Origin of the sequence: Vibrio sp. Vb2960, assembly GCF_033337665.1 — a bacterium.
Classification (GTDB): domain Bacteria; phylum Pseudomonadota; class Gammaproteobacteria; order Enterobacterales; family Vibrionaceae; genus Vibrio; species Vibrio alginolyticus.
Genome location: NZ_JAWORD010000017.1, coordinates 67,813 through 90,394, shown reverse-complemented (window position 1 = coordinate 90,394; position 22,582 = coordinate 67,813). Strand labels below are relative to the sequence as shown.

Genomic DNA, 22,582 nt, shown 5'->3' with positions numbered 1-22,582 from the left:
TTGTTTTAGGAAACAAGACTATATCTACAGCTTCTCTAACAGCTCTGGCATTACCACAAACAAATCGTCGACCAATCCATAATCTGCAATGTCAAAAATAGGCGCATCAGGATCGCTATTAATTGCAACAATCACCTTGGAATCTTTCATTCCCGCCAAATGCTGGATCGCGCCAGAAATTCCGACGGCAATGTATAACTCCGGTGCAACAATTTTGCCAGTTTGCCCGACTTGATGGTCATTAGACACATAGCCCGCATCGACAGCCGCTCGTGACGCCCCTACCGCTCCACCTAGCTTGTCAGCCAATTGTTCTACTAAAACAAACTTCTCTTTACTCCCGAATGCACGACCACCCGACACTACTACTCTAGCCGCTGGCAATTCTGGTCGCTCACTTTCTGGCGTTTGTTGCGAAACAAACTCACTAAGTTTATTGATAATCACCGTGTCGACTTGAGTAAGCTTAGGGACAACTGGCGTGTCAGATAGCTCTGCGGCATCAAAAGCCGTACTTCTTATGGTCATCACTTTATAGGGATCATTCGACGTGACTCTCGCCAATGCATTTCCAGCATAAATTGGACGAATCACCGTATCGATAGACTCGATTGTCATCACGTCAGAAAGTTGACCAACATTAAGCAACGCCGCCACACGAGGCATCACATTCTTACCAAATGTACTGGCAGGAGAAAGAATGTGTGAGTAGTTTTTGGCTACTTGTGAGATCAAAGGTGCGATATTTTCCGCTAATCCATGTTCATATCCCTTCGCATCAACCCAGATAATTTCTGCAACACCTTGAACACAATTCAACTCATCCAAAACTGATTGGCACTGATAACCAATAAGCAACACAGAAACAGGAAGCGATTTATCATCATCCTTAATCTCAAATGCCGCTTTAATTGCACACAGCGTCCCTACAGCCAACGATTGGTTGTCATGCTCTGCGAGCACAAGTGTTGCTAATGGTCGGTCTTCCATGGTCATGCCTCATATAACACGTCAGATCCATTACTTGAGCTTAGTCCACTTCACGTTAACGTCAACTGAGCTATAGTTTTCTGTATAGAAACCAAAACCTGTCACGCAGATGACGATAATAGAAAGGAAGCATAAAGATGGAACGAGAATGCATGGAGTTTGATGTCGTGATCGTGGGGGCCGGACCCGCAGGCTTAAGCGCCGCTTGTCGGCTAGCTCAACTCAACCAAGACAGTGAAGGTGACGCACTTTCAATTTGCGTTGTAGAAAAAGGCTCAGAAGTGGGCGCACATATTTTATCTGGCGCTGTTTTTGAAACTAGTGCCTTAGATGAGCTTTTCCCCGACTGGAAAGAAATGGAGGCCCCGCTAGCAGCCTCGGTTCAACGAGATAATTTCCTTTATCTTACTACTGAACAAAACCATATTCGAGTTCCTCACATCCTTACACCGCGTCCAATGATAAATGGCGAGAATAATTACGTAATTAGCCTTGCCAACCTTTGCCGTTGGCTCGCTAACCAAGCAGAAAATCTTGGGGTGGAAGTTTTTCCGGGCTTTGCCGCTGCAAGCATCAATTATGATCAGACTGGCGCCGTGACAGGCATTAACACGAGCGATATGGGACTAGATAAGAACGGCCAGGCCAAACCTAACTTTGAACCAGGTATCGAGCTAAGGGCAAAATACACCCTTTTTGCTGAAGGTTGTCGCGGACATCTGGGTAAAGAACTTATTCAAAGGTTCGACCTAGACGCAGGAAAGCAACCACAGCACTACGCGCTTGGCCTAAAAGAGATATGGGAGTTACCCACTGACAGTAAGGATGTATCTGGCAGTGTTATCCACTCCGCTGGCTGGCCCTTGAGTGAAACAAATACCACAGGCGGCGGTTTTCTCTATCACATGGAGAACAACCAAATCGCCGTCGGGCTTATTGTCGACTTGAATTACAGCAATCCTTACTTGAGTCCGTTTGACGAATTTCAACGCTTTAAGCACCATCCTGCTATTGAAACACATTTGAAAGGTGCTCAGCGCATCGCTTACGGCGCAAGAGCCATTGCGAAAGGTGGGCTTTCCTCTCTGCCGAGACAGCAATTCCCTGGCGGTTTATTGATTGGTTGTGATGCGGGGACTTTGAACGTCGCAAAAATTAAAGGCAGCCACACAGCAATGAAATCCGGAATCATTGCAGCAGAAGCGGTACATACGGCCCGACAAACTGGAGCTTCTGAGCCAGACTACCAGTCGTTGTTTGAATCATCATGGTTGTATGGCGAACTCGCCGAAACGCGCAACTTTGGCGCGAACATTCATAAGTTTGGCAGCATACTTGGCGGTGCTCTTTCGACTTTTGAACACAACCTGTGGCAACCACTGGTTAAGAAGCCGTTACCTTGGTCTATCAAGGACTATTCGCACGATCATGAGCAGTTAAAACCTAAACAAGAGTGCCACCCAATTGCATACCCAAAACCAGATGGTGAAATCAGTTTTGATAAGCCTTCGTCGGTATTTTTGTCGGGAACACAGCACGAAGAGAATCAACCTTGTCACCTTGTTCTGACTTACCCTCACATTCCAATTGATGTGAATTTAGGTATGTATGACGAACCAAGTCAGCGCTATTGCCCCGCTGGGGTTTATGAAGTGGTGGAAGTGAACAATAAGTTGAAGTTTCAGATAAATGCCGCCAACTGTGTGCATTGCAAAACCTGTGACATCAAAGATCCTTCACAAAACATCACATGGAAAGCACCAGAAGGCGGCGGTGGACCGAGCTATCAAAACATGTAGATACGTTAGTATGTTGACGATCTAACAAATGGATAAACAAACCGATTGGCAGAGCCTCATTACTCCTGCCAATCGGCAAAATGATCAAGCAAGAAGTCGATAGCCAATCGCGCTCGTAGTGGCAGAAAGTGACGATTCTGATAAACAATCCAGCTGCTGTTACCACTTCCCCAATAGGGCTCTAGGATTGGCACCAAACGACCAGACGAAATAGCATCGTTGAAACTGCTCTTCGGTAAGTACGCCACACCTAATCCTTCTGCACAGGCTTGCAAGACCGTGTGTGCGTTATTGCTCTTCCATCTGCCCTGCACTTTTACGCCATCTAAAGGCTTGCCGTCTTTTTCAAACAACCAAACGTCCTTATTGGCAATAATGCAGCTATGACGCTTGAGTTGCTCTGGGTGCGTTGGTAAACCATGTTCATCGAGATAACGCTGACTGGCTGCCGCTGCCATGGGACGATCCACCAGCTTTCTCGCAACCAAGCCTGAATCACTCAACCTGCCGTAACGAATGGCAAAATCGAAACCATCTTCAATAAAGTTGACCATGCTGGTGTTGAAGTTAATTTCAACCGTGAGATTAGGATGTTGCTTGGCAAACGCCATCAAGGCAGGCGCTACATGGTTCTCAGAAAACGCACCAGCGGCACTCACGCGTAACGTACCACTCAACTGAGTTTGCTGCGTGGTGAGCTGTTCATTGGCTTGCTGAAGCCCAATCACCAATTCTTTACACTGCTGATAATACGCTTGCCCCGCTTCCGTTAGACTCACCATTCTTGTCGAACGGGCTAACAAAGCGACACCTAATCGCTCTTCTAATCTTGTGACTTGGCGACTGACATGACTGGTACTGCAACCTAACTGTTTTGCCGCTGCAGAAAACCCTAAGCTCTCAGCAACCGTAACAAACTCATTGATGCCTTCAAAACTGTCCATACTTACCTTTGCTATATAGCAATAATGTTTTGCCAATTAATCGTATTATCACTTATTTGTTTAGCAATTAGTATGAAGGTGTTCAACAAATACACGTAAGCCAAAAAGGAAACCATCATGAAGAAAGTACTCATCATTGTGACGAACCATGCGACCCTTGGTGAAACTGACCAAGCAAACGGAACTTACGCGCCAGAGCTCACTCATGCGCTTAGCGAACTAATAGATGCAGGCTTCGATTACGACATTGCCTCTATCAAAGGCGGGCAAGCACCACTGTACGGAACCGACATCGAAGGCGACGCAGTCAACGAGAAAATCTTAGCGGATGATGATTTCCAGAACCGCATCAACAACACGATTCCAGTGTCACAAATCAACGGTGACAACTATGATGCGATCTTCTATCCGGGTGGTTTTGGTCTTCTTTCAGACCTAGCGAGCAACGAAGATTTTGCCAAGATTTCTGCAAAACACTATGAAGATGGCGGTATTGTTGCAGCAGTTTGTCATGGTCCGGGCGCTCTTCTTCCTATCACGCTTAGCAATGGCGAAAAGCTGCTTGCGTCTAAATCAGTAACAGGTTTCACTCGCGAAGAAGAGATCGACTTCGGCACCATCAACGATATCCCATTCCTATTGGAAGAATCTCTTGCACGCAGCGCAGCGCGCTACTCTAAAGTGCAACCATGGCAAGAGTTTGTAATTGTGGATGATCGTGTCATCACAGGTCAAAACCCAACGAGCGCACACGGCGTAGGCAGAGCGATTGTTGAACACCTAGCTTAAACGCGCCGGAAACTACAACTATCCTAGAAGAGGAAAGCGTGCTTTGTCATGCTTTCCCTTGCTACAGGCGATCGCAAGATGCGCTTATACTTCTTCCCCTGCCTCGTCCTCTTCTACGATATCCGTTTCTTGGCTCGCCTCTTCCAACCATTGCTGTAAAGATTCACTTGCTAGCACCTTCTGTTGGTAAGCTTTGGCACCTTCGGATAACTCGATACCGTAAGTTTGGAAACGCAATGCCACAGGTGCATACATAGCATCAGCTATCGACCATTCTCCAAATAGCCAACCGTTGGGATACAGCTTGGCTTGTTCTGCCCAAATAGCGTCAATGCGTGCAATATCTTTACGTGCACCATCCGTTAGAACGACTTTTCTGCGCGCGCGGATGTTCATTGGGAGTTCGTTTCTTAAATCAAAGAACCCCGAATGCATCTCTGAGGCAATGGCGCGTGCTTTAGCTCGTTCTACGGAGTTGCTTGGCCATGCTTTGCCTTGTAAGTATTGCTCGTTAACGTATTCCAAAATCGCTAATGAATCCCACACGGTTGCGTCACCATCCACCAAGGTAGGTACTTTCGCCGTTGGTGTAATACCTTCCAAGGTTTTGTAAAAATCTTCCGTGAATAATTTGAGCTTGGTGACTTTCACATCCAATTTGAATTGAGAAAAGATCAGCCATGCGCGAAGTGACCAGCTCGAGTAGTTTTGGTTAGCAATAAACAGTTTCATGACGCCTCCATGCGGTTCGTGTTTTGATTACCCATTCACAATATCTGATTGTATTTAAGGGGACTAACGGATAGTTTTGATGGAACACTTCAACAAAAACGATGGATGAGTTTTAGATATGGATATCGATGCGTTACGCAGCTTTCTGGCTTTTGTCGAAACGGGAAGTTTCACTCGTGCAGCCAAGCAGATCAATCGCACCCAATCCGCGTTCAGTGCGCAAATGCGTAAGCTAGAAGACGAACTCAGCGTCAGTTTGTTTGAAAAAGAAGGTCGCAATCTTGTCTTAAGTGAAGCGGGATTAGCACTACGCTCTCACGCAGAGCAATTGGTTAGCTTGCACAATCAAGCACTGAAACAAGTGAAACGTTATGAAGATAAGCGTCCTCTTCGATTAGGTTGCCCAGAGGATTACAACGACAATATCTTGCCTAAAGTCATCCGCGTATTACAGCAATCTGAGCCCACATGTTCGATTCAGGTCTTTAGTGAGCCGAGCATCACCTTGAGAGAAAAACTTGATGAAGGAAAGCTAGACGCCGCTATTGTGACAAGAGCACCGGACAGTGAGGAAGGTTACTGGCTAGCAAGCGACAAAGGCGTGTGGATTGCTCATCCTGATTTTGACATTGAGAACGCCCAACCTCTCCCTCTCGCCCTATTCCAAACCGACTGTAAATACCATGCGGCAGCAGTAGACGGATTAACCAAACGTGGCACTCCTTATCAACTACTGGCATGTTGCAATACGGCTTCTGCACAACGAGCGATTGTACGTTCAGGCATGGCTATCGGTGCGATGGGCAGTATTAGCGTTAGCGAGGATCTTAAGATCTTAGACGATATGCCATCGCTGCCTTCCGTGGATATCGTTTTGGTCACGGGCGTCGAGCCTCATCCGATACTGGATAAAGAATGCTTGGCGCAATTGGTTGCGTTAATGGTTTAACCGGATTAGCTAACCAATCACAAAGTTAAATTCGCCCGTTAACCGCCCGTCGATTCGTATAGTTTCAAACTGCAGATAATCACGGGCTTTTCCGCCCCACCACTCGTTACCAGTTCGCCCTTTCAAATAAAGCTGAGTCGTTAATAACTCTTTCCCTCCACGCCATAGTTTGACGTGGATGTGGGGAGGTCGAGAGCTGTATGGAACCGGAAATAACGTTTGAAAAAGGTAATTCCCATCTTCGTCAGTTAAAACTGCACCAAAGCCAGCAAAGTGAGCATCAAACTTATCATTATTTGGCTGCTTAGGATGATCGTAAATCCCCTGCCCATCGCATTGCCAGATTTCTACTTTGATGCCTGAAACTGGGTTTCCCGATGTATCTACTACTCTGCCTTGCAACACGATAGGTTCACCGACCAAGCCTTCTGATTGCAGAATCAAGTTTTGACGAAGAGGAATATCCACTACTGGATAAAATGGCCCTTCTGTTTGTGCTGGCGTCGGCCGCATTGGTGTCGTCGCTTTTAAAGAGGGTGCGAACAACAATGTCCACAGCGCTAAAAAGTGTCTTCTTTCCATGGTGCCACCAATACAATTGCATTGAATTAAGTTTGGTGGAACTTGAGGGATTTGCCATAACGAATATAAAAAATGCCCCTGCAAGAGAGTCATTTGCAAAGGCACTGTGGAACGAGATGATGAGTGTTGATTGAAGGTTTATGCGGCTTCGAACGCCAATGCTTTCTTCTCTACCTGACGGAAAATAAGAGTTAGCACACCATTTACCGTTAAATAAAATGCGCCCGCAATACCAAATACCGTCAACGTATCGTAAGTTTGTGCGTTAATGCGCTGCGCGTAACCCATCAGATCCATGATCGTAATCGTGCTTGCTAGTGACGTGCCTTTGAAGACCAAAATCACTTCGTTCGAGTAAGCCGGAACCGCACGACGAATAGCGTATGGCAGCAGCACTTTTAGTGTTGCGGTTTTGTTCATACCTAATGCACGACACGCTTGCCATTGACCAGAAGGAATCGCGTTAAACGCTCCTTTGAACAACTGAGTGCTGTATGCAGCGGTATTGAGTGCTAGCGCTAACATCGCACAGAACCAAGGTTGGCTTAACCATGTCCAGAATACACTTTCTCTTACGGCATCAAACTGACCCGGACCGTAGTACACCAAGAAGATCTGTACCAGCAAAGGCGTACCTGTGAACAAGGTGATGATGCCACGACTTACCCAATGCAAACCCGGAGTACGTAGGATCAGAGTCAGCGTCATCATCAGAGCTAAAAGACAGCCCACAACCAAGGAAGCGGCGGTCAATTGGAGGCTAGTGCCTAAGCCATCCAGCATTTGCCAAACGTGTTGTTCGTTCATGCGGTCGCCTCCTGTCCCATGCTCATGCCTTGAATTGAGAACTTCTTATCAATCAGTTTGACGGCACGTTGTGTAATCAAAGTAATGCCTAGGTAAATCACCGCAGCGGTTGCGTACCATGTAAACGCTTCATGCGTCGCTGCAGATGTTAGCTGCGCTTGTTTCAACAAATCCGTTACGCCAATCAGTGATACAAGCGCGGTGTCTTTCAGCAGAACCAACCATTGGTTAGTTAAACCTGGTAGTGCGTGTCTTACTGCTTGTGGTAAAACAATGCGAACGAAAGCGTGTGCTTGACTGATGCCGAGTGCACTTGCTGCTTCTCTCTGCCCTCTTCCAACGGCTTTTAATGCGCCACGTAGAGTTTGAGAAGCGTAAGAAGCGAAGATCAATGACAACGCCACCACGCCAGACAAGAACGGGCTAACTTCAATAAAGTCGCCGGTGATTAAAAACAGAACCTGCGTCGAACCAAAATAGATGAACAACACGACAAGGATTTCTGGCAAGCCACGTACAATCGTCACAAACGCCGTCATTGGCCATTTAACGAAAACGCGGCGAGACATTTCACCACTGGCGAATACCACTGCCAGAATCAAACCGACTAAGAGGCTTGTGAAGGCTAGCTGGACAGTCATCCAACTAGCTTGAACAAGCGATAAAGAGTAACCCGTTAGTGCCATATTACTTACCGAAGTATTTGTTGTAGATTACGTCGTATTCGCCGTTTGCTTTCACTGTTTTCAGTGCTGTGTTCAGCTTGTTCACTAGCTCGTCGTTACCTTTATTTACTGCGATACCGAAACCGTTACCGAAGTATTTAGGGTTAGTGATGTGCTCACCCACGTAAGCTAGGTTGTCTTCTTTCTTGAACCATTCTGCTACGACTGCTGTGTCACCGAATACAGAATCAATACGGCCATTTTTCATATCGATGAACGCGTCTTGGTAGCTTGAGTAAGGAACCGCGGTTACGCCCGGCATTTGCTCAATCAGGTAGCTTTGGTGTGTTGAACCGTTTTGAACACCAACACGCTTACCTTCTAGTGCTTTTTGATCAGCCACTTTTTCTTTGATAGAAACAAACGCTGCTGAGTTGTCATAGTATGCATTCGTGAAATTCACTTGCTCCAAACGCGCCTCAGTAATGTCCATTGCAGAGATTGCCGCATCGTAGCGCTTGAATTTTAATGCAGGGATCAGGCTGTCAAAAGATTGGTTGTGGAAGGTGCATTTTGCTTCGATTTCTTTACATAGTGCATTCGCCAGATCCACATCAAAACCTTGGATTTGGTTGTTTTCATCCATGTATTCGAATGGGGCGTACGTCGCTTCCATCGCAAATTTGATCTCTTCTTGTGCTGCTGCATTCGCTGAGACAAGTCCGATTAGTGAAGCTAGTAGAATCTTTTTCATTGCAATACTCCGTGTGTACTTAGTGGGCTGACACTCGCAATGACAGCCGAGCTTATCTGTTAAATAGACTGAACTTTAAAAACGTGATTTAGTGATTTAAGTAGTCAGCAAACTGGGCGGTTTGCGGGTTAGAAAACGAATCATTTGTGCCGTGCTCAACGATGTGTCCTTTTTCTAAATACAGTACGTGGCTAGCGATTTTCTTGGCGAAATCCACTTCGTGCGTCACAACTACTTGTGTAATTCCGGTTTCGCTTAAATCTTTAATAATCTTAACGACTTGGTTAGTAATTTCCGGATCAAGCGCAGCGGTCGGTTCATCAAAAAGCAAGACTTCCGGTTTCATCATCAATGCACGAGCAATCGCCACACGTTGTTGCTGACCACCAGAAAGTTGCATCGGCCATGCATCCGCTTTGTCTGCCAAATGCAGCGTCGCAAGAATTTGCATTGCCTGCTTCTTCGCTTCTTCTTTATCCATGCCAGCGACTTTTACCGGAGCCTCAATCAGGTTCTCCATCACTGTCATATGCGGCCATAGGTTATACTGTTGGAACACCATGCCCACTTTACGACGAAGCGCTAAACCTTGCTTCTCTTTGATTTCAGTTGAAAAGTCGAATGCGTCATTTGCGATGTTTAGCTTGCCGTTATCCGCCCCTTCAAGAAGGTTAAGAACACGTAGTAGAGAGCTCTTCCCTGCGCCACTTGGACCAAGTAACACCAGTGTTTCCCCGCTTTCACACTTAAAGCTGACATCGTGAAGCACTTGTGTCTCACCGTAGGATTTATTGATTCCGCTTACCTGAATAGTCATGCTGACATACCGCATTAATTGTCACTTGGTATTTATATTACTCAACTGGACTTTTTATGCAATAAAAATGTATAAAAATTTAATTTGTTAATTTTTTGTATGATCAGCTACCACCAAGACAGAGTATCTGACTGGTTTGAAGAGTTAGTTTTAACTGAATTTGTTGAAGAAAAATCCAACAACATGGTGACGACCGAAACAAGGTTAAAATGGTGGTTATTTTTGTGCTGACGTGTAGAGGAAGTTTTGAGTCTATGAGGATGATCTATTCCAAGTACACCCGCTCATTTTTGCACAGCATCCCCTGTTAGTTTTCCTGTAAAGTCCTCTATGGCAGGGTCCTGATTACGACTTCGCGAATGGACTATAATTTCTCTTTGTATCTGACTCTTAATTTGAGTCATCTAAGTATTAATGGGATAACTCCATGTTGAAGTCGCATTGTTTTTCTCTCGTTACACTCATTTCTTTGAGCTTGCTTTCTGTACCCAACGTTTGGAGTAGAACAGCAATCGTATTACCTGGGTTGCATGAACAGGGTATTGATCTTCAAGATAAGCCTATCTCTGCTGCCGCTGCACTTGAATGGGAGTTGGATAATGCCGATATCGTGTTTGGAGCTTACAAAGATAAGAGTGATAACGAGCGTGTAAAAGCGCTTGGTTACATGTACAACCAAAAGCTGGAACTTAACTCAGGTTGGCTGGAAAACGATATACGTAACCAAGCAGAACTGAATGGAGTTGACTACGAAGATTTCTTTCTCCACTTTTCTGAAGACACTATCCTAGCTGAAGTCGACTCAAGCCATGGCGAGAATACTCTACTCAATCGAAAACCGATGATCGTTGGCTATACCGCCAGCGCTGACCACGCCGGTTTTTGGCTATATCAACCACCGCCATGGGATGCTGATGTGTTCGGTCAGGCGAATAATGGTGGTGCCCTCTATGTTTATCACTCAGAGAAGTTCGACCGCTTAACCTTTACGTTTTCTCAGTTTGCTCAAGGCGGCAGCTTCACGATTGAATACCCTTTTGCTATCGACTCGTTTGGTCGGGTAACTGAATGGAAAAGCGTCGCGATTAAAAAAGACAAAACTGAGAACATGACTAAAAACCAAACAGTAAGCTGGTCAGTTCCTTTGGATTGGGTTCGCGCTACAACGCATGATGGTAGCGGAAAAACTTATGGTGGCGGTCAGTACTTTGGCTCCACCTTTTTACGCGACGGCGGCCGCCTTTACGTTGCGAAAATTACTTGGCATGACGACAACATAGAAAACCGCCCACGTCTCGAAAACATTCAACTCAAAGATAGCTTCCCTGCCGTCTATATCTCAGGAGCACCAACGGAGACACCTGAAGGTCAAACCATTCAACGCTGGCGTAAAATTCGTGGCTTCGACACATCTGCAGATCGAAACCAAGACAATTATCTTTCTTGGAATGAATACAAAAACCGTTCAAATAAGAATGCAACCGCACGATTTCGTTGGGAGTCACGCGTTATTCCATTTGGTCGTATGTGGAATCAAACCTCTTCTTGGGCATTGACCAATCTCGGCAATCCCTTTTTTGCCAATACAATGCGCCACTCTTACCAAGCTGAATGGGCGAAACAAGGTTTAAATGGTGCGTACAACGACGATACGAATAAGTTACTCGGTGCAAATCAGTTCTACATATATTCCGGAGGCACAGTGGATGAGCTTGGTTTGGTGGCGGGTAGCCAAGCTGCTGACGATGCGTACAAGGCGCAATTCTCGGCGTTCTTGAATAAACTGGCAACGCTGGATGAAGATGCGTTAATTGGCCTCAACATAGGTACGGCAAACTTATTCGGTCGTAATGGGCAAAACCACTTGGTTAACGCTGGCTCCTTGTACTTGCGCGAGCACTACCTTTTCCCTTCTACCGGCTTTAGTGGCTATGCTGGGTTAGCTAAGTTTTGGGATAACTCTGCACTCGCCAAAGCTGGCCAGAAAGTGATTTATCAAGCGACAACGCGTTATGGTCGCGTTCAATACTTTGGGAACACAGAAGACAATTGGAAACAGGACCAATACTCTGCACTAGCAGTGTTCTACTTAAACTATCACCCTGAGCGCAGTTACTTTAATCAGTGGAACAATGGCTACTTATATGGAAGTAATAACACAACAAGTGACAACTTCTGGAAGGCAGGCGTACCAATGAATATTGCTTATCAACCTAGCACCTTGCTTGCCGTTGATTTGGGAGAGCCTGCCAATCAAATACCAGAGGGGTATCAGGCGACTCCGGTAATGATGTCCACCAGCACGCCCTATCCTGCCGATTACACGGTGATTGGAGATGCTTCTATGAGCAAAGTGGCTCATCCTGACTTGCCCAATGGCGCTATCGATTTGTTACCAACCCATACGTACTTTGCGTATCACTCAGACGATACGGTAGTGATGCATGGCCCTACAGAGATGGTGTTAGCCCGCGAATTCACCAAAGGCCGAGTTCTGTATCGAACTGATTTCTTTGGCAAGAATATCGATTATTTCACCTCACCGAAGATGACAATCGTGCTTCCAGAGCCTATGCGACCTGTAGATCAAGACGGTAACATCGGCGACTATGTTTCTCATATTGAGATTGGCGGCTACGAAGGAGTGTTCTTGCTGTATTAACTCCCTTTCAACACGCCTCACCAAACGCTTCATAAATCACCGTTTTTATGCTTAACGTCACTGAAAAAAACTTGTTCACTGAATCTTTATAAACCGATGTATATACTGAAGTAAATGACAACGACAAGGAAATTCAGTCACATGAAGACGACACCTTCAATGCTCTCTGTTCTGCTGCTATCAGCATTATCTACTCATGCAAATGCGGACGAATGCGGAAAAATAACCATCGCAGACATGAATTGGAATTCGGCCAGCTTAATGGCGCACATCGACCAATTTGTCTTAAATGAAGGCTACCAGTGCGATGCGGAATTGATCCCTGGTGATAGCGTTCCTACAGGCACCTCTATGATTGAAAAGGGACAGCCTGACGTTGCGCCAGAGTTATGGACAAACGGTATTAAAGAAGCACTTGATAAAGGGATTGCGGATAAACGCTTGCGCATCGCTAGTGAATCGCTTGTCAATGGTGGTGAAGAAGGTTTTTGGGTTCCCGCCTATCTGGTAAAACAGTATCCAGAACTCGCGACGATAGAAGGCGTCATCAAGCACGCCAAACTATTTGAACACCCAGAAGATGATGACAAGTTCGCGTTCTATAGCTGCCCTGCTGGTTGGACATGCCAAATCACCTCCGGTCACTTGTTTAATGCATTAGGGTTAAGTGAGCACGGCTTTGAGATGGTTGACCCAGGATCTGGCGCAGCATTAGCTGGCACCATCGCCAAAGCCTATGATCGCAAAATGCCTTGGTTTGGTTACTACTGGTCACCGACCCCCGTATTGGGCAAGTATGATATGGTCAAAGTGGATTTTGGTAGCGGAACAGATTTAGAAGAGTATCGTAACTGTACCACTCAGCCTGATTGCGCTTCACCAAAAGTAACAATGTACCCACCTTCTCCAGTTCGCACAGTAACAACGGAGGCGTTTGCGAGCAAAGAACCCCAAGCATTCGCGTACTTGCAGAAACGCGGATTTACCAACGAGCAAATGAGTGAAATGCTGGCCTGGATGGAAGATAACTACGCGGACGGTGAAGAAGCGATGTTTTACTTCTTTAATACCTACCCTGACTTGTGGAAAGGCTGGGTATCTGAAGACGTCGCGGTGAGAATCGAAAAAGCGCTTTGATGATTAATACTTAAAGTGCCACAAATCATTTAACCTCCCATGCCGTTTGAATAAACGGCATGGGAGACTCGTCAACGACTCGTTAATACATGGTGTGACCATTCAATGTTTCTTTGGGTATCTCTTGCAGAGCGTCCCAATGTTCGACGATTTTCCCATTATGATCAAAACGAAAGAAATCCATCGTCACGTATTCAATATCATTAGGCCATGTTTGGTGAGTGTGTAGTGCCACCAGATTCCCTTCAGCAATAGCTCGCACAAACGTAATGTCTTTATTGGGATACTCATTTTGCATTCGCTCAAAATACTCGATAAAAGCCTCGGGGCCATTTCCAACTAATGGATTGTGCTGAATGTACTCATCGCCAACATAGTCTTCAACCGCTTTTCTTGGATTACCTCGATAGGCGGTTTCGTAAAACGCAATGGCATTTCTTTTATTCTCTTGCAGATCCATTTTTCTTACCTGTGTTGCTCCATCTTGCGGATAACGGTAATCATAGTCTTTGAACTTCAGAAGTGACCAAACATCGCGCACAAAAAAGGCCGCTAAACCGCAGCCTTCATCACTTCTACTTGGAATCATCGCCTTTCATCGCTTAAACCACACCACCAGCACCGAGCATAGAGCGCTCACTGTTCTCCACCAGCAACGCGGTTGCGGTTTGTTTCAGTGTTTCCCATTCTTGGTCTTCGACAAAGATACCATTTTGCCAAGAAGCTTGTTGCGTGCGGCTTAACTCATCACCTTCAATGTGGGTGGTATACCCTTGTGCACTTTTCTCGATATCGAAATCGTTCACGGAGAGCTCGATAACCATACTATGCAAATCCGTATCATGCCCATCAAACTGATCCGAGAAAAAGACTTCTGGTGCGATTCGTCCGCGGTTTAACACATAAAGCGTTCGCTTGGGACTAGAGCCATTGACCCATTGTGCGCGACACGCGATGCCTTTCGCAGAGAGCTTCAACAACTCACTGAAACCCAACCAACGGTTATGACACTGTTTCAACGTAATGGTAATCGACTTACGGTTGATCATTTTCTCGAGCGCGAAATCCAACACCGCGGGTAAATGACACGCTACACTCCCGTTGTGCAGTTCTACCTCTATGCTTGACGGCGTACTGTTGGTCACCGATACGGCGCAGTCTGAATCTAACCCAAGAAACAGACTGGCGTTATTAAAATGACGAACTCCATGTAAGCCAACCATTTGCAAGTCCGCCACCATGTTCGCAATGACATCCGCCTCACCACAGTGACGGCGCATGCCAAGAAATGCCTTATTAACCGCGGCCACCAATTCGTTGTGAGAGACGATCATAATGCAAATCCTCCACTGATTTTTTGATTATCACTTTGCGCAATTTCGTCACGTGGCGGCATGCTAGGGAAAATCCATGTGTCTGCCAGTTTAGGGTCGTGAATTTCATCTAACAACGGCGCACCTTGGAAGAAAGTTACTCGAACCCAACGATCCGAGCGCGGATCAAACTTAGTCGCGCCAAAGATCGCCAATTTACAGCGCAGTAAGTGCATTGGTAACGCATCTTTACGCAGCACATTCATTTGAATATCCCCCATCGCACGGTTGCCTAGCGTCCATACGCGACGTGTGATCGAACGATAAGCCGGTTTTTGCAATAGAAACTCTGCTACGGACATTTCTACATCACAGTCAAGCAAGGCCTGGTACAAGCGATTCACTTGTCTGCCGATATCAAGCGGCAGTTCTTTTTCTTCTCCAGCCTCTTCCCCGCGAACACCAAGCCTTGGCTCTTCTTTATCTTGTGAGCGATACCAGAACCAGTAGTTGTTCTCGGCTAGTGAGTAATCCGCATCAATCGCCCAGCGGTACTTGCTTTGCAACACTTCCAGTAAATCTTGGATCTTTTTCCCGCCCGGAATAGATAACATTTCATCCGTATTCATTTGGCTAGCAAATTCATCCACTAAAGATGGGTAGAGTTCGATCAAGCAAGAGGTGAGGATTTCTTGGGCTTCCACACTCATTGTTTTCTTATGCTCGACCAAACTCGCCCAGTTCGGATGTGATGCCATTAACGTTGTTAGCTCTGATAGCAGTTGTTTGATGTCTGATATCGCTTGGTGATTGAGCCTATCTTGATGTTCATTGATGGTGATGACTTGCTCTAAATGACGCTGTGCTTTTTGTAGTAATCCTTGCAAAGGAGCATGGAATGAAGCTTCACATGGCATCGCAAAGACTCGCGCTACCGCACGTTCGCGAGCGGTCATCCATTGGTCAACGATGCACGGGTGATTAATCAAGTATGGAGCCATGCCTAAGCCAGTCGCATTGCCGACACCAAGGTAGCGCTGCAAGCCACGATGCAAAGCCACCGCGTTGTCGCCACCTTGTTGAAGTGCCAGATAGTGCACCCAATCTAGGCTGAATTCACGCAACATATATACGGCACACATTTGCGCACTAAAAGACTGGCTGAAATCTGAGTTGTTCTCTAACAGTTTGAAATCGGCGATACCAAACTTTCCGTTACCATAAACTGCTGTGGTACGCAGGATATAACCCACTTCCGCTAACTCTTTCGGCTCAGGCTGCTCGCCTTGAGAAAGTGCGCTAACAATGTGCTCAAACACGCGCACACTTTTATTTGCGCGAGCAAGAACAAGTACGTTGTTTGGATTACGTCCCGCTTCTTGCAGCGGTACATTTTCTCGCAATCTTTCCAACAAAGTAACATCAACATCGCCTTGAACCAGTGCAAATGTGACGTCCCACTTTTCAGCAATTACGCGATCATTACGCTCGTCGTCGGCAATTTCATCACAGAATACCACCAAATGATAAACGTGCTCTGGCGTGGTCAATTTGTAAATCACATGACCATAACCACGAGGACAAAGCTGCCACTCATGCTTGGTTACTTGCCAGTTTTGGCTTGCCATATTACGAATCAGACTGCGTACAAAGCTGATTCGGTTTTGGTGCATTGCGCCAAGCCTTTCGGCTGCCATGACAATCGCTGCATCGCGCATAGTTGCTTCCGTATAAGTAGAACGATGTGCATCCATTTTGCTCACCACCTATTTGTTATTGTAAGAATACTAGGGTTTGTGCGGATGCAGGAGGAAAACACCCGCACAAGCTCCACGTTGTTTGAATTAGATAATTGTTATAGCCCTTGCTCTTTCGCCATTTTGATTGCGATTTGCGGCGCATTCCAAAGTGACGGTAACAGAATCAACGAAACCGGAACCGCGGTAATCACAATGAAAGATTGCAGTGCAGAGATGCCACCAGAGCCAAGAGAAATCAGGATTAGTGCCGTCACACCCATCATTACGCCCCAGAAGGTACGGATGATCGCATTCGGCTCCGTTTCACCACTGATCACGACACTGATTGTGTAGGTCATTGAGTCGCCCGTCGTGACGATGAAGATCGTGGTTAAAATCAGAAATAGAATTGAAGTCAGCATTGGCATTGGTAGTTGCTGAGTCACCGCAAGCAAAGCACCTGGCAGGTTAAAGCCTTCGAACGCCGCACTCACGCTACCCGGTTCAGCAATTTCAAACGCAAGGCCTGAGCCGCCCACAATCGTGAACCAAAAACAGGTGGTTAACGGAGCCACAATACTGATGGTGGAAATGATTTGGCGGATAGTTCGACCACGGGAAATACGCGCAATAAAAATTGCCATCATCGGACCATAACCAAGGAACCAGCCCCAGAAAAATACTGTCCACCAGCTTAGCCAACCTTCATCACCACGGTAGGTCGCCATTGGGATAAAGTTATCCAGCATGCTCCCTACACCTTGAATGTATCCGTTAAAGATAAAATTCGTAGGGCCAAAAAACAGGATGTAAACCATCAATGCCATTGCCAGAATCACGTTGTAACGACTAAGCAGTTGCATGCCTCGGCTTAATCCACTGAGTGCTGACAGGGTGTAAAGAGCAATCGCAAACAAGATGATGATAAGTTGAGTGGTAAAGCCATCAGGAATATCAAACAGCGCATTTAACGCGTAGCTAACCTGCAAGCCCAGAAACCCAATGGGCCCGATGGTGCCCGCGGCTACCGCGATAATGCAGCATGCGTCAATCAATGCACCGAGTTGGCCTTTAAGTGCTCGTTCGCCCAAGACTGGGTAAAGCAAAATACGGGGTTTTAGTGGTAAACCTTTGTCGTAATGTAGGTGCATCACCACGATGGAAGTTAAGCTACCTACAATCGCCCAAGCTAGAAAGCCCCAGTGCATAAAGGATTGCGACAACGCATTCACCGCACCTTGCTGCGGGTTATCTTGCGCGCCGTACAAAGGAGGTGGGCTAACATAATGCGCGATAGGCTCAGCCGCGGCCCAGAAAACGCCACCACCAGCCAATAAGGTACAGAAAATAATCGCCATCCAGCGGAAAGAATCCATTTCTGGTTTTGCAATCCCGCCCAACATCACCTTGCCTGTTCGCCCTGCAGCCAAGCCAAGACCAATAAGAAAAGTGAGAAGCAGCAGTAACTGCCAGTATGGACCAAATACCTGAACTGCCCAGCCAAAGCCAGCGTTAACGATCGTAGATAACAGCTCGCCGTCATAAAGTGCAATAGCAACGAACAACGCGATGAAACCACCGCTATACCAAAAGGCCGGGTTATTCAGTCCTAATTTGTCCGTCGTGTTTTCTGTTGTTGATGTGTTGTGTTTTGCTTTTGACTTGCCCGATGACACGCTCATCGTGGAAGCTTTCATGCTATTGGTTAAATCAGACATACTCTGGCTCCAGAGGTTCTTTGCAGCAGCCAAAGACTGGCTACAAATGTGAGTTTTACGCCTGCCGTATTGTTATTATGTGGGCAGGCGGTTCCTACTTTGGGGAATGCTATGAAATAGGCTCTAATCCTTCTTTAAGGAAGTTGAACCAGTTTTCACCCAATATTTTTCCAGCCTCAGATTCACTGAATCCGTGACCCATTAATCCGTTGTAGATGTTCTCCATCCCTGCGCTGCCGCAGAACCATGGCAGCGCATCTGGCCATCCCGAGTTACTTGCTGAACCTTCGCCGTAATCCATCGCTTTTGACCAACGCCCGTTGCGCATCCATTCCAATACTTGTTGCGGTTGGTTTAAGCACAGATCACTACCGATGCCTAAATGGTCGACGCCAAACATGTCTGCGGTTTTCGCTACCATCTGGCAGAAATCATCCAGCGTGCACTGGCTGCCATTTGGCAAATGGAATGGATATAAACTGAATCCAATCAAACCACCGCGCTCCGTCAGTGCTTTGATCACGGTGTTGGATTTGTTGCGCAGTGCGTCATGCGCAAACGTCGGGTTAGCATGGCTGATACAAATTGGACGCGAAGAAAGATCGATGGCTTCCAACGTAGAACGCTCCGCACTGTGGGACATATCAATGATCATCCCGACTCGGTTCATCTCTTCAATAGCTTGCTTACCAAAGCGAGTTACGCCGGAATCGTTTTGTTCGTAACAACCTGTCGCCAGTAAGCTTTGGTTGTTGTAGGTCAGTTGCATGATCAGCAGACCTTGGCGGCGCATCACTTCAATCAGACCAATTTCATCATCGATTGGTGAGCAATTTTGCGCGCCGAAGAAGATGCCGACTTTGCCTTCTGCTTTGGCTTTTTCTACATCTGCCATTGAATAAATAGGCATGATGAGGTCCGCATTTTGCTCGAAGCGCAAGTTCCACTCAGCAAAACGCGTTAAGGTTTCGCGCGCAGTTTCGTGGTAGACGATGGTGGCATGAACGGCAGTAATGCCACTCGCCTTAAGCGTTTGGAAATACTCTCGATCCCAATTGCAGTACTGCAATCCGTCAATCACAATCCGTTGTTGGTACATAACCACTCCTTAAACAATTTCTTAGCCTTTTCGTGCGGGCAACTGACACCATCAGTTACCCTGCCGATCTTAGTAAGGACGCTGATAAGCGGTTTTCACTACGGTGTAGAACTCTTTGGCGTACTGACCTTGCTCACGAGGACCAAAGCTAGATTCTTTACGGCCACCAAATGGAACGTGATAATCTGTACCCGCAGTTGGCAAGTTAACCATGACGCAGCCCGTTTGGACTTGCTGTTTGAAGATCGCGCTATTGCGCAAGCTTTGCGTGATAATGCCGCCTGTCAGGCCAAAGCGCGTATCGTTCGCGACTGCAATTGCCTCATCCAGATCAGAAACGCGAATCACGCTCGCCATTGGCGCAAAGACTTCTTCTTGGTTCACTTCCCAGCTGTTTTGTGTGTTCAAGAACAGGGTTGGTGACATGTAGTACCCGTCATGCTCTAGGCTCAGACGCTCGCCACCAAAAGCCAGCTCTGCGCCCGCTTGGCGAGCGTTTTCGATCCACTCAAAGTTCGCATTCAGCTGGTTACCATCAACAACAGGACCCATGAATACGCCCTCTTCTAGAGCGTGACCCACTTTAAGTTCGCTCATGCGTTTGATTAGCGCTTCAACATACGCGTCGTGAATTCCGTCCATAACCACAAGACGAGAAGACGCGGTACATTTTTGACCTGCACCCGAGAATGAGCCTGCGATTGTCGCTTCGACAGCAATTTGAATGTCTGCATCATCTGCCACTACGAGCGCATTTTTGCTACCCATCTCTAGCTGACAACGCACAAAATTTGGTGCTGTTGCCGCTGCAACTTTGCGGCCAGTGTCCACAGAACCAGTGAAGCTAACGCCGTTCACATCCTTCGAATTGATAAGGGTATTACCGACTTGCGAACCGCTACCCAAAACGAGGTTAAACGTGCCAGCAGGTAAACCTTGGCGATGGATAATCTCTGTCAGCGCAACGGCACTTGCTGGGGTGAGGTTGGCAGGCTTCCAGACGACGCTGTTGCCAAACGCAAGTGCTGGCGCGATTTTCCAAGCCGCTGTTGCTGTTGGGAAGTTCCAAGGAGAGATAATGGCGATAACGCCGACGGCTTCGCGAGTAACTTCAACGGAGACACCTGGACGGACGGAAGCAGCGTTATCGCCAATTTGACGCAGAACCTCAGCAGCAAAGTATTGGAAGAATTGGCCAGAACGGTATATCTCACCTCGACCTTCAGCAAATGGCTTGCCTTCTTCACGCGAAAGCAAGGTGCCCAATTCGTCACATCGTGCAATGAGCTCATCACCAATCGCTTGTAGCACTGCTTGCTTGCGCTCGATTGGTGTTTTTTCCCACTCTGGCTGCGCTGATTTAGCCGCTTGAATCGCTTGCTCTACTTGCGACACACTCGCTTGTGCGAAATCGCCAATGTTTTCGCTGATATCAGAAGGGTTAATATTGGCGATGGTGTCCATGCCCGATTGCCATTCACCTGCTATATAGAGGGATTTTTCTGCTTGAACATTGTTAATAAAAGTCATGGTTCTTTCCTTGTTCTTCCGATTTGTGATGGCAAGCCACCCACTCACTGATCTCTAATTGTTCTTATTGGATTTATTCTGGTTGGCTTGCCGACGCGTAGACAACAAACTCCACCAACATCTCTTCTCGCGCTAACCCTGCAACCACCATGGCGGCGCGATTTGGGTACGGCGCTTCAAAATATTCCGCGTACACTTGGTTAACGGTCTTTAAGTATTCTCTGTCGGTCACATAAATCAGGACCTGCAACACCGAGTCCAAAGACTCCCCTGCACACTCCAGGGTGTGAATGAGATTGTTAAAGGTTTGACGTGTTTGTGCTTCGATACCGCCTTCCACAACCGCGCCTGTGTCATCAATAGGAATTTGAGCCGTATACAGGGTTCCGTTGTTGACTATCGCCCATTCAAGCGGCGCTTTAGAAGCAAATAGACTGGTTTTAACTGGGTGTTTTTTAGTAGGAGTATTCACGTGCCTTTCAACCTTTGTAACAACTTTGTTTCAATATGGTTAAATGATGCACATTGACAGGCGATAAATCTAACGGTAAATTTTTGACATTTGATAAGTTAAACTTATCGCTCTATTTAAAATAACGTAAATAAAGGGATTAAGAGGCATTAGGGATGAGTATTAAGCTTCAACAATTAATGCATTTTGTGATGGTAGTCGAGGAAGGAGGCTTTCGAGCCGCTTCACATCGTGCAAATCGTTCTCAGGCGGCACTGTCAACATCGATAAAAGAGCTTGAAAGAATTCTAGGACAAACGCTGTTTGAACCCGGAAACAAAACCAAATTGACCCCGTTTGGTGAAATTTGTCTTCCCAAAGTGGTTCAGTTTCTCAATATCTACAGTGCACTAGACAACGATCTCAAAGCAGCCGCTGCCGGACAGCAAGGGAGAGTGCGAATTGCGAGCGTTCCTTCTGTTGCAGCGAAGCTCATTCCTAGCGTGTTGGGCGCCTTTTGCGAACAGTATCCAAATGTAGAAGTAAGCTTGATAGACGATAATGCCGCTGGCGTCGAGGCTCGCCTACTCTCCGGTGAGGTCGACTTAGCGCTCGGTAACCCCTCTCACCTCGATGAGGGCGGCATTGACTTTACGCCGCTGTTAGCCGATCCAATAGGCGTGGTGTGTTTAAAGGACAACCCTATTGCGAGTCATCCAGAAGGAATCGAGTGGCAAACTTTGTTGGAACAACCCTTTATCCGTAACGGCACTTGTACACTTCTCGATCCAACCCCAGCAAGAGCTCTGAGTCAGCAAGCGCTCTATTCGGTCGAAAATATTACTTCGCTGTTTTCTGTCTTAGAACTTGGGATTGGTGTCACGACCCTACCTAAGCTTGCTTTCCCAACCAATGAAACACGCTTGGTTTGGATTCCGCTTATCGATCCACCACTTGAAAGGCAAATTGGTATATTTACGTTAACCGATCGCACGATCTCGCCTCAAGCTAAAGCATTTCACGATCTTTGTGTCCATTATTTAAACTATCAAAAAGAAGATAAATAATGGTTCGATTAACATGCGGATAATTAAAAGCCTCCATA

The 22,582-nt window shown here is 46.6% G+C and carries 21 protein-coding genes; 6 read left to right on the top strand and 15 right to left on the bottom strand.

Annotated features, from left to right (window positions below; genetic code table 11):
* Positions 1 to 24: 24 nt before the first annotated feature.
* Positions 25 to 990 (bottom strand): electron transfer flavoprotein subunit alpha/FixB family protein, encoded by a 966-nt coding sequence (locus tag R7O03_RS15760; RefSeq protein ID WP_017821214.1) that lies wholly within the window; start codon positions 988 to 990, stop codon positions 25 to 27.
* 137 nt (positions 991 to 1,127) lie between these two features.
* On the opposite strand from R7O03_RS15760, the gene R7O03_RS15755 reads away from it, so the two are divergent.
* Complete coding sequence (locus R7O03_RS15755; RefSeq protein WP_318131836.1) at positions 1,128 to 2,789, top strand: electron transfer flavoprotein-ubiquinone oxidoreductase; 1,662 nt, start codon at positions 1,128 to 1,130, stop codon at positions 2,787 to 2,789.
* 59 nt (positions 2,790 to 2,848) lie between these two features.
* On the opposite strand, the gene R7O03_RS15750 is transcribed toward R7O03_RS15755, so the two are convergent.
* The gene (locus R7O03_RS15750) at positions 2,849 to 3,733 is read right to left on the bottom strand and encodes a LysR family transcriptional regulator (protein ID WP_005388553.1); all 885 of its coding nucleotides are present in this window, start codon (positions 3,731 to 3,733) and stop codon (positions 2,849 to 2,851) included.
* Positions 3,734 to 3,850: 117 nt separating this feature from the next.
* On the opposite strand from R7O03_RS15750, the gene R7O03_RS15745 reads away from it, so the two are divergent.
* Entirely contained in the window at positions 3,851 to 4,522 is a 672-nt protein-coding gene (locus R7O03_RS15745) for a type 1 glutamine amidotransferase domain-containing protein (RefSeq protein WP_318131835.1), read from the top strand.
* Positions 4,523 to 4,606: 84 nt separating this feature from the next.
* Here R7O03_RS15745 and R7O03_RS15740 read toward each other — a convergent pair whose 3' ends face one another.
* Positions 4,607 to 5,254: a glutathione S-transferase family protein gene (locus R7O03_RS15740; RefSeq protein ID WP_170893283.1), complete on the bottom strand. Its 648-nt coding sequence runs from the start codon at positions 5,252 to 5,254 to the stop codon at positions 4,607 to 4,609.
* Positions 5,255 to 5,372: 118 nt separating this feature from the next.
* Here R7O03_RS15740 and R7O03_RS15735 point away from each other — a divergent pair, with 118 nt between their 5' ends.
* On the top strand, positions 5,373 to 6,203 hold the full coding sequence (locus R7O03_RS15735; RefSeq protein ID WP_318131834.1) for a LysR family transcriptional regulator: 831 nt from the start codon (positions 5,373 to 5,375) through the stop codon (positions 6,201 to 6,203).
* 9 nt (positions 6,204 to 6,212) lie between these two features.
* On the opposite strand, the gene R7O03_RS15730 is transcribed toward R7O03_RS15735, so the two are convergent.
* From R7O03_RS15730 to artP, 5 genes are all read right to left on the bottom strand, one after another.
* Positions 6,213 to 6,785 (bottom strand): protocatechuate 3,4-dioxygenase, encoded by a 573-nt coding sequence (locus R7O03_RS15730; RefSeq protein WP_318131833.1) that lies wholly within the window; start codon positions 6,783 to 6,785, stop codon positions 6,213 to 6,215.
* 138 nt (positions 6,786 to 6,923) lie between these two features.
* Positions 6,924 to 7,592: an arginine ABC transporter permease ArtM gene (gene artM / locus R7O03_RS15725; RefSeq protein WP_005388569.1), complete on the bottom strand. Its 669-nt coding sequence runs from the start codon at positions 7,590 to 7,592 to the stop codon at positions 6,924 to 6,926.
* On the bottom strand, positions 7,589 to 8,278 hold the full coding sequence (gene artQ / locus R7O03_RS15720) for an arginine ABC transporter permease ArtQ (RefSeq protein ID WP_042521067.1): 690 nt from the start codon (positions 8,276 to 8,278) through the stop codon (positions 7,589 to 7,591). Before artQ ends, artM begins: the two co-directional genes overlap by 4 nt.
* Before the next feature lies 1 nt (position 8,279).
* A complete protein-coding gene (locus R7O03_RS15715) occupies positions 8,280 to 9,011 on the bottom strand; it encodes an arginine ABC transporter substrate-binding protein (protein ID WP_054579000.1) in 732 nt (243 codons plus the stop codon).
* 88 nt (positions 9,012 to 9,099) lie between these two features.
* Entirely contained in the window at positions 9,100 to 9,828 is a 729-nt protein-coding gene (gene artP, locus R7O03_RS15710) for an arginine ABC transporter ATP-binding protein ArtP (protein WP_318131832.1), read from the bottom strand.
* Between the two features lie 427 nt (positions 9,829 to 10,255).
* Here artP and R7O03_RS15705 point away from each other — a divergent pair, with 427 nt between their 5' ends.
* Together R7O03_RS15705 and R7O03_RS15700 are read left to right on the top strand one after the other, a co-directional pair.
* Positions 10,256 to 12,490: a hypothetical protein gene (locus R7O03_RS15705; RefSeq protein ID WP_318131831.1), complete on the top strand. Its 2,235-nt coding sequence runs from the start codon at positions 10,256 to 10,258 to the stop codon at positions 12,488 to 12,490.
* Positions 12,491 to 12,631: 141 nt separating this feature from the next.
* Positions 12,632 to 13,627 carry an ABC transporter substrate-binding protein gene (locus R7O03_RS15700; RefSeq protein WP_005375798.1) on the top strand — a complete coding sequence of 332 codons (996 nt, stop codon included), beginning with the start codon at positions 12,632 to 12,634 and terminating at the stop codon, positions 13,625 to 13,627.
* An 82-nt stretch (positions 13,628 to 13,709) separates the two neighbouring features.
* Here R7O03_RS15700 and R7O03_RS15695 read toward each other — a convergent pair whose 3' ends face one another.
* The 7 genes from R7O03_RS15695 to R7O03_RS15665 form a co-directional block, all read right to left on the bottom strand.
* Positions 13,710 to 14,087, bottom strand: a complete 378-nt coding sequence (locus R7O03_RS15695) for a nuclear transport factor 2 family protein (protein WP_005390944.1) — start codon at positions 14,085 to 14,087, stop codon at positions 13,710 to 13,712.
* A gap of 142 nt (positions 14,088 to 14,229) precedes the next feature.
* Complete coding sequence (locus tag R7O03_RS15690) at positions 14,230 to 14,961, bottom strand: DUF3726 domain-containing protein (RefSeq protein WP_025767672.1); 732 nt, start codon at positions 14,959 to 14,961, stop codon at positions 14,230 to 14,232.
* Positions 14,958 to 16,694, bottom strand: a complete 1,737-nt coding sequence (locus R7O03_RS15685; protein ID WP_318114073.1) for a hypothetical protein — start codon at positions 16,692 to 16,694, stop codon at positions 14,958 to 14,960. The genes R7O03_RS15690 and R7O03_RS15685 overlap by 4 nt, the downstream gene beginning before the upstream one ends.
* A 101-nt stretch (positions 16,695 to 16,795) precedes the next feature.
* Positions 16,796 to 18,397, bottom strand: coding sequence for a BCCT family transporter (locus tag R7O03_RS15680; RefSeq protein WP_017634251.1), 1,602 nt, complete (start codon positions 18,395 to 18,397; stop codon positions 16,796 to 16,798).
* Between the two features lie 109 nt (positions 18,398 to 18,506).
* Complete coding sequence (locus R7O03_RS15675) at positions 18,507 to 19,496, bottom strand: membrane dipeptidase (RefSeq protein WP_005388594.1); 990 nt, start codon at positions 19,494 to 19,496, stop codon at positions 18,507 to 18,509.
* 69 nt (positions 19,497 to 19,565) lie between these two features.
* Positions 19,566 to 21,026, bottom strand: coding sequence for an aldehyde dehydrogenase family protein (locus R7O03_RS15670; RefSeq protein WP_137282552.1), 1,461 nt, complete (start codon positions 21,024 to 21,026; stop codon positions 19,566 to 19,568).
* Between the two features lie 73 nt (positions 21,027 to 21,099).
* Positions 21,100 to 21,498, bottom strand: a complete 399-nt coding sequence (locus R7O03_RS15665) for a RidA family protein (RefSeq protein ID WP_005375789.1) — start codon at positions 21,496 to 21,498, stop codon at positions 21,100 to 21,102.
* A 155-nt stretch (positions 21,499 to 21,653) separates the two neighbouring features.
* Here R7O03_RS15665 and R7O03_RS15660 point away from each other — a divergent pair, with 155 nt between their 5' ends.
* Complete coding sequence (locus R7O03_RS15660; protein ID WP_104970091.1) at positions 21,654 to 22,544, top strand: LysR family transcriptional regulator; 891 nt, start codon at positions 21,654 to 21,656, stop codon at positions 22,542 to 22,544.
* Positions 22,545 to 22,582: the final 38 nt, after the last annotated feature.